Below are 8,503 nucleotides of genomic sequence, written 5' to 3' on the forward strand. Positions count from 1 at the left end.
ACCGCTCGCCGCGACCGCGACCGCCACCGGCCCCACCCCCGCACCATCGCCAGCTGCGGCGATGCCCTCGAACGAGCCCGAGCGACACGTGCACGAGGCTCGCCGCGGCGGCGAACCCGTGGAGCGCACGACTCGTCGTCTGCGCCGCGCAGCGATCGACGCGCTCTCCGCGCCCGGCGCACAGGCCGCATCCTCGCGGCGCGCCGAGCCGAGCGTCGTGCCGCATCCGGCCGCTGCCAGTCTGGACGCAGCGCGGCCCGCCGCCGACCCCGGACAGGCCGAGATCACACCCGCCGCCACGGCGACATCGACCGAGCCCGTCGGACCGGCCGAGCCGGCCGACACCTCGCTCCCGGCCGGAGTGGACATGCCCGAGACGGCGGCACTGCCGCGTCGGGCCCAGCCGTCCCGGCGGGCGGGCGAGTTCGACAGCGCGGCCACCGCGATCGCCACGTCGACGCTGCGGCCCCGTCCGCTCATGCACCGCCGACCGACCGGAGAGAGCTCGGTCTGGAACCTCCCGGTGCCGCAGGCGCCGACCGCACGGGTGCTCCCCGACGGCCGGCGCGCCACGACCTCCGAAGCACCCGGCGCAGCGACCTCACGGGCACACACCGCTGCGCCGGGTGCCCAGGACGGCGACCAACGCGCCGACGGGCAGCCCGCCGGCGCCCCCACGCGACCGGACGGCGAGACACCGCCGAGCGGCTCGCGCCGCGACTGAACGGGCGCCGACCACAGCGGGGTCGCCGATGGATCGGCCCGGGGACACCGGGCCGCACTCGCTCTGGGCGAGCAAGTCGACCAGTTCGGCGGCGCCGGTCGGCACGACGGCGATCGCTCCATCGTCGAACGCCTCGGAACCTGCGGCGACGATCGCTTCAGCTCGTCGGCGAGCGAGAGCACCGTCGGCGACCACCGGACGCGCCGAGGCCCGGGGTCGCCCCCGGGCCTCGTGCGTCGGTTCTGGCTCGGACCGTCAGCTCGTGGCGGGTTCGCCCTCGTACGAGCCGTGCAGGTTGGCGAGGAACGCCGCGGGATCCTCGTCCTCGGCGTCGCTCGAGTAGTAGGTCATCGGCTCGTAGTCGGGCGCTTCGATGCCGAACTCGCGGTACTTCATCATGCCGGTACCGGCTGGGATCAGCTTGCCGATGATGATGTTCTCCTTGAGGCCGATCAGGCTGTCGGACTTGCCGTCGATCGCCGCCTCGGTGAGCACCCGGGTCGTCTCCTGGAACGACGCCGCCGACAGCCACGACTCGGTGGCCAGCGACGCCTTGGTGATGCCCATGATCTCGGGTCGTCCCTCGGCGGGCCGCTTGCCCTCCTCGACCATGTGACGGTTCGTGTCGCGGAACACCTTGGAGTCGACGCGCTCGCCCGGCAGGAAGTCGGTACCGCCGGTCTCCTGCACGCCGACCCGCCGTGTCATCTGACGCACGATCAGCTCGATGTGCTTGTCGTGGATCGACACGCCCTGGTCGCGGTACACGCGCTGCACCTCTTCGACGAGGTACACCTGCGTCTCGCGGATGCCCTTGATCTCCATCAACTCCTTCGGGTCGAAGGGGCCGTCGGTGATCGGATCGCCGGCCTTGACCTCCTGGCCGTCCTCGACGATCGGGCGCGCACCGAGCGGGAGCACGATCTCGTGCTCGTCGCCGGCGTCGTCGACCACGGTGACCGGGATGCCCTTGCCCTCGTCCTCGCCGAGGCGCAGCACACCCGTGGCCTTGGCCAGGCGGGCCGACCCCTTCGGGGTGCGAGCCTCGAACAGCTCGACGACGCGGGGCAGACCACCGGCGATGTCCTTGCCGGCCACACCACCGGTGTGGAAGGTCCGCATGGTCAGCTGCGTACCGGGCTCGCCGATTGACTGCGCGGCGATGACGCCGACCGCCTCACCGAGCTCGATCGGCTTGCCGGTGGCGAGCGAGCGCCCGTAGCACATCGCGCAGATGCCGAGCTCGGCGTCGCACGTGAGCACCGACCGGACACGCACCCGGTCGATCGCCTCGTCGTCGCGCAGGGCCGCCATCTCGTCCTCGCCCACGATGGTGTTGCGAGCGAGGATCGTGCCGTCGGACAGCGCGACGTCTTGCAGGAGCGCACGCCCGAACAGCTTCGTCTCGAGGTAGGTGCGCACGTTGGCCGTGTCGGCCTGGACGTTGTTGATCCAGACGCCGAGCGTCGTGCCGCAGTCTTCCTCGCGGACGATGAGCTCTTGCGCGACGTCGACGAGGCGACGGGTCAGGTAGCCCGAGTCGGCGGTGCGGAGCGCAGTGTCGACGAGGCCCTTGCGGGCGCCCGGCGTGGCGATGAAGTACTCGAGCGTCTCGAGCCCCTCACGGAAGTTCGACTTGATCGGACGCGGGATCATGTCACCGCGGGGGTTGGCGACCAGGCCGCGCATGCCGGCGATCTGGCGCATCTGGGTCATGTTCCCGCGGGCGCCGGAGCCGACCATCATGTCGATCGGGTTGAAGCGCTGCGCCTTGAACTCGTCCTCCATCGCGGCCTGGACTTCGGCCGTGGCGTCGGTCCAGATGCGGACCTCCTGCTGACGGCGCTCGCCGTCGGTGATGATGCCCCGACGGAACTGCGTCTCGACCTTGTCGGCCTGGGCCTCGTAGCCGTCGAGCAGCTCACGCTTGACGTGCGGCGTGCGCACGTCGTCGATCGACACGGTCAGGCCGGACTGCGACGCGAAGCGGTAGCAGAGGTTCTTGATCGCGTCGAGCGCGTGGGCGACCTCGACTGCGTTGTAGTTGTCGGACAGGCGCTCGACGATGACACCCATCTCGCGCTTCTTGACCGTGTCCTGGATGTAGCCGAATCGCTCGGCGTACCCGTCGGGCAACGCCTCCTGGAACAACGCTCGACCGAGCGTCGTGTCGTACGGCTCGGCGCCGTTGCCCGGCCGCATGACGATCGAGGCGTGCAGCTCGAGCGTCCCCTCGTCGTACGCTCGCAGCGCCTCCCACAGGTGGCGGAAGATGCGACCCTCGCCCGCCGCGCCGTCGACGTGCTCGGTCAGGTAGAAGCCGCCGATCACCATGTCCTGGGTCGGCGTCACGATCGGGCGACCCGACGCCGGCGACAGGATGTTGTTGGCGCTGAGCATCAGCACGCGGGCCTCGGCCTGTGCCTCTGCCGACAGCGGCACGTGGATCGCCATCTGGTCACCGTCGAAGTCGGCGTTGAAGGCGGTGCACACGAGCGGGTGGATCTGGAGCGCCTTGCCCTCGACCAGCACCGGTTCGAACGCCTGGATGCCGAGGCGGTGCAGCGTCGGCGCACGGTTGAGGAGCACCGGGTGCTCCTTGATCACGTCGTCGAGGACGTCCCACACCTGCGGGCGGCGCCGCTCGACCATGCGCTTGGCGGTCTTGATGTTCTGGGCCAGCTCGAGATCGACGAGGCGCTTCATGACGAACGGCTTGAACAGCTCGAGCGCCATCAGCTTCGGCAGGCCGCACTGGTGCAGCTTGAGCGTGGGACCGGCGACGATCACCGAACGGCCCGAGTAGTCGACGCGCTTGCCGAGCAGGTTCTGGCGGAACCGGCCCTGCTTGCCCTTGAGCATGTCGGACAACGACTTGAGCGGACGGTTGCCCGGACCGGTGACCGGGCGGCCGCGGCGGCCGTTGTCGAACAATGCGTCGACGGCCTCCTGCAGCATGCGCTTCTCGTTGTTGACGATGATCTCGGGGGCGCCGAGGTCGAGCAGCCGCTTCAGCCGGTTGTTGCGGTTGATGACCCGGCGGTAGAGGTCGTTGAGGTCGGACGTGGCGAAGCGGCCACCGTCGAGCTGCACCATCGGCCGAAGCTCGGGCGGGATCACCGGGACGACGTCGAGGATCATCGCCTTCGGGTCGTTGATGCGACGCTCGTGGTCGTCGCGCCGGTTGAACGACGCGACGATCTTGAGGCGCTTGATCGCCTTCTGCTTGCGCTGGGCGCTGAGCGGCTTCTGGCCCTCGGGCGGATCGATCGCGTTGCGGAGCTTGGCCTCCTCCTCGTCGAAGTCGATGCGGTCGATCAGGCTCTTGATCGCGTCCGCGCCGGTGCCGCCCTCGAAGTAGTCGCCGTACTTGTCGCGCAGCTCGCGCCACAGCATCTCGTCCTCGATGATCTTGCGCGAGTGGAGGGCCTTGAACTCGTCCCAGGCCCGCTCGACGAGGTCGAGCTCCATCTCGTAGCGCTCGCGCAGCGACTCGATCTCCTTCTCGGCCTCGCGCTTCATCTTCTTCGTGTCGCTACCCTCGGCCTCGGCGGCCTCGGCCTCGGTCTCGAGGTCCTTGTAGCGGCGGTCGATCGCCAGATCGAGCTCTTTGCGGATCTCGTCGCGCTCTTCGAGGTACTCGGCCTCGAGGCTCTCGAGGTCTTCGTGTCGCTTGTCCTCGTCGACCCAGGTCACGAGGTTGGCGGCGAAGTAGATCACCTTCTCGAGCTGCTTGGCCTTGAGCTCCTCCTTGGGCTCGATGCCCGCGAGCAGGTAGGCCAGCCACGAGCGCGTGCCGCGCAGGTACCAGATGTGCACGACCGGTGCGGACAGCTCGATGTGACCCATGCGGTCACGGCGCACCTTCGAGCGGGTGACCTCGACGCCGCACCGCTCGCAGATGATGCCCTTGAAGCGGACACGCTTGTACTTGCCGCAGTAGCACTCCCAGTCGCGGGTGGGGCCGAAGATCTTCTCGCAGAACAAGCCGTCCTTCTCGGGACGCAGCGTGCGGTAGTTGATCGTCTCGGGCTTCTTGACTTCGCCGTGGCTCCAGAGTCGGATCTGGTCGGCGGTGGCCAGCCCGATCTTGAGCTGGTCGAACATGTTGACGTCGAGCATCGAGTGGGTTCCTTGTCTCTCGTCAGTTCCTGATCAGCGGCTGGCCCGCTGGCGGTCGTCCTCGTCGTCGGAGCCACGCTCCGGACGGGAGATGTCGATGCCGAGCTCCTCGGCGGCGCGGAAGACCTCGTCGTCGAGATCTCGCATCTCGATCTCGCGGCCGTCGTCGCCGAGCACCTCGACGTTGATGCAGAGCGCCTGCATCTCCTTCATGAGCACCTTGAAGCTCTCGGGCACGCCGGGCTCGGGGATGTTGTCGCCCTTGACGATCGCCTCGTAGACCTTGACGCGGCCGAGCACGTCGTCGGACTTGATCGTGAGCAGCTCCTGGAGGCAGTAGGCCGAGCCGTACGCCTCGAGCGCCCACACCTCCATCTCACCGAAGCGCTGGCCACCGAACTGGGCCTTCCCGCCGAGCGGCTGCTGGGTGATCATCGAGTACGGGCCGGTGGAGCGGGCGTGGATCTTGTCGTCGACGAGGTGGGCCAGCTTCAGGATGTACATGTAGCCGGTCGTGATCGGCTTGTCGTACGCCTCGCCGGTGCGGCCGTTGAACAGCATCTGCTTGCCGTTGACGCCGATCTGGCGGACGCCGTCGGCGGAGTCGGGGTTGAGGCCCTCGAAGATCTGCTGGATCGTCGGGTGCTTGCCGGCCTTCTCCTCCTCGTCCCAGTTCGCACCGTCGAACACCGGGGTGGCGATGAACGTCGCCGGGTCGGTGGTCGGGCGCGTCTTGCGCTCGGTCCCGCGGACCGGCTCCTGACCGACCTGGTGGCCGTCGGGATCGGTCCAGCCCCAGCGGGCGCAGTAGCCGAGGTGCGACTCGAGCACCTGGCCGACGTTCATCCGGCTCGGCACGCCGAGCGGGTTGAGGATGATGTCGACCGGCATGCCGTCCTTGGTGTACGGCATGTCCTCGACCGGCAGGATCTTGGAGATGACGCCCTTGTTGCCGTGGCGTCCGGCGAGCTTGTCGCCGACCGAGATCTTGCGCTTCTGGGCGACGTAGACCCGGACGAGCTGGTTGACGCCGGGGGGCAGCTCGTCGCCGTCGTCGCGGTTGAACACCTTGACGTCGATGACCTTGCCCGACTCGCCGTGCGGGACCTTGAGGCTCGTGTCGCGGACCTCGCGGGCCTTCTCGCCGAAGATCGCACGCAGCAGCCGCTCCTCGGGGGTCAGCTCGGTCTCGCCCTTCGGGGTGACCTTGCCGACGAGCACGTCACCGGGCCCGACCTCGGCACCGACGCGGATGATCCCGCGATCGTCGAGGTCGGCGAGGATGTCGTCGCTCAGGTTGGGGATGTCGCGGCTGATCTCCTCGGGCCCGAGCTTGGTGTCGCGGGCGTCGACCTCGTGCTCGTGGATGTGGATCGACGTGAGCACGTCGTCGCGGACGAGCCGCTCGGAGAGGATGATCGCGTCCTCGAAGTTGTAGCCCTCCCACGGCATGAACGCGACCAGCAGGTTCTTGCCGAGCGCGAGCTCACCGTGATCGGTCGACGGGCCGTCGGCGAGGATCGTGCCCTTCTTGACCTTGTCGCCCTCGGTGACCCGGGGACGCTGGTTGATGCAGGTGTCCTGGTTGGAGCGGCGGAACTTCGACAGGCCGTAGACCTTGCGGCCCTCGTTCTTGTACTCGACCGTGATCGACGCACCGGTCACCTCGGTGACCTCGCCGTCGCCGAGCGCCTCGACGAGGTCGGCGGCGTCACGGGCGGCGCGGTCTTCGATGCCGGTGCCGATGTACGGCGCCTCGGCCCGCAGCAGGGGCACGGCCTGACGCTGCATGTTGGCACCCATCAGCGCACGGTTGGCGTCGTCGTGCTCGAGGAACGGGATCAGCGCCGTGGCGACCGAGACGATCTGCTTCGGGCTGACGTCGAGGAAGTCGACCTCGGTCGGCGGGACGTAGCCGATGTCGGTGGTGGCGCCGAAGAAGCTCTCCTGCTCGAGCATCTTGCGGAGGTCGTCGAGGCTGGCGGCCTGCGGCGACCGGCGCACGAGGACGCGGTCGTCGCTGAGCGAGCCGTCTTCGTTGATCGGCGTGTTGGCCTGGGCGACGACGTAGTTCTCCTCCTCGTCGGCGGCCATGTAGACGATCTCACCGGTGACCTTGCCGTCTTCGACCTTGCGGTACGGCGACTCGATGAAGCCGAACTCGTTGACGCGGGCGAACGTGGACAGTCCGCCGATCAGGCCGATGTTCGGACCCTCGGGTGTCTCGATCGGGCACATCCGGCCGTAGTGCGAGAAGTGGACGTCGCGGACCTCGAAGCCGGCGCGCTCACGACTGAGGCCACCCGGGCCGAGCGCCGAGAGGCGGCGCCGGTGGGTGAGGCCCGAGAGCGGGTTGACCTGGTCCATGAACTGCGACAGCTGCGACGTGCCGAAGAACTCCTTGATCGCCGCCACGACCGGGCGGATGTTGATCAGGGTCTGGGGCGTGATCGCCTCGACGTCCTGGGTCGTCATGCGCTCGCGCACGACCCGCTCCATGCGGCTGAGGCCGATCCGGACCTGGTTCTGGATCAGCTCGCCGACGCTGCGGATGCGGCGGTTGGCGAAGTGGTCCTGGTCGTCGAGCCGGTAGCCGGGCTCCTGCTTGACGAGGTTGAGCATGTACGTGATCGCAGCGAGCACCTCGCAGCGGCTGAGCACGTGCTGGCCGTCTTCGGGCAGGTCGAGCAGCGGCTCGCCCTCGACGTTGGTCTTGCCGATCAGGTCGAACTGCTCACCGATCCGCTCGAGCTCGGCGCCGAGCTTGCGGTTCAGCTTGTAGCGGCCGACGCGGCTGAGGTCGTAGCGGCGGTTCTCGAAGAACGCGTTGCGGAAGTACGCCTTGGCCGAGTCGACGGTGGGCGGCTCGCCCGGCCGGGCCCGCTTGTAGATCTCGATCAGCGCCTCGTCCTGGGTCGGGGCGACGTCGCGCTCCTTGTCCCACTGGCCCTCGAGGAAGTCGAACTCGGCGACGAACCGGTCGAGGAAGCCCGGCGCGTTCTCCTCGTCGTATCCCAACGCCCGCAGGAGCGTGAAGATGCCGAGGCGACGCTTGCGGGCGACGCGCGTGCCGCACGTGACGTCCTTGCCGGGCCGGTGCTCGACGTCGAACTCCATCCACTCGCCGCGGTACGGGTGGATCGTGCCCTTGACGAGCTGGTGCTTGGTCAGGTTGCGGAGGCGGTACCGCTCGCCCGGCTCGAAGATGACGCCGGGGCTGCGCACGAGCTGCGACACGACGACACGCTCGGTGCCGTTGATGATGAACGTGCCCTTGTCGGTCATCGCGGGCAGATCGCCCATGAAGACCGTCTGCTCCTTGATCTCGCCCGTGTTGCGGTTCATGAACCGGGCGCGCACGAAGATCGGCGCGCTGTAGGTCATGTCCTTTTCCTTGCACTCCTCGACGGAGAACTTGGGCGGCGGGCGCAGATCCTCGTCGAACGGATCGAACTCGAGCTCGAGTTGGAGCGCCTCGGAGAAGTCCTTGATGGGGCTGATGTCGCGGAACGTGTTCGCGAGCCCCTCCTCGAGGAACCACTGGAAGCTCTCCCGCTGGATGGCGATGAGGTCCGGGAGTTCGAGCGGTTCGTCCAGGTTCGCGAACGAGTAACGCTCACGGGAGGTCGAGCGAGTAGCCACAGATCACCTCGATGT

2 protein-coding genes and 1 pseudogene are annotated in these 8,503 nt (G+C 68.3%); 1 reads left to right on the forward strand and 2 read right to left on the reverse strand.

Going from position 1 to position 8,503, the window contains the following annotated elements; genetic code table 11:
• A pseudogene (locus tag QNJ12_RS22630) lies at nt 1–724 on the forward strand (hypothetical protein); the annotation flags it as partial.
• 255 nt (nt 725–979) lie between these two features.
• Here QNJ12_RS22630 and QNJ12_RS22635 read toward each other — a convergent pair.
• Together QNJ12_RS22635 and QNJ12_RS22640 are read right to left on the reverse strand one after the other, a co-directional pair.
• Nucleotides 980–4,846: a DNA-directed RNA polymerase subunit beta' gene (locus tag QNJ12_RS22635; RefSeq protein ID WP_300626203.1), complete on the reverse strand. Its 3,867-nt coding sequence runs from the start codon at nt 4,844–4,846 to the stop codon at nt 980–982.
• Nucleotides 4,847–4,879: 33 nt separating this feature from the next.
• On the reverse strand, nt 4,880–8,488 hold the full coding sequence (locus tag QNJ12_RS22640; RefSeq protein WP_300626205.1) for a DNA-directed RNA polymerase subunit beta: 3,609 nt from the start codon (nt 8,486–8,488) through the stop codon (nt 4,880–4,882).
• Nucleotides 8,489–8,503: the final 15 nt, after the last annotated feature.

The sequence above is a fragment of the Ilumatobacter sp. genome (assembly GCF_030065885.1).
GTDB lineage: Bacteria > Actinomycetota > Acidimicrobiia > Acidimicrobiales > Ilumatobacteraceae > Ilumatobacter.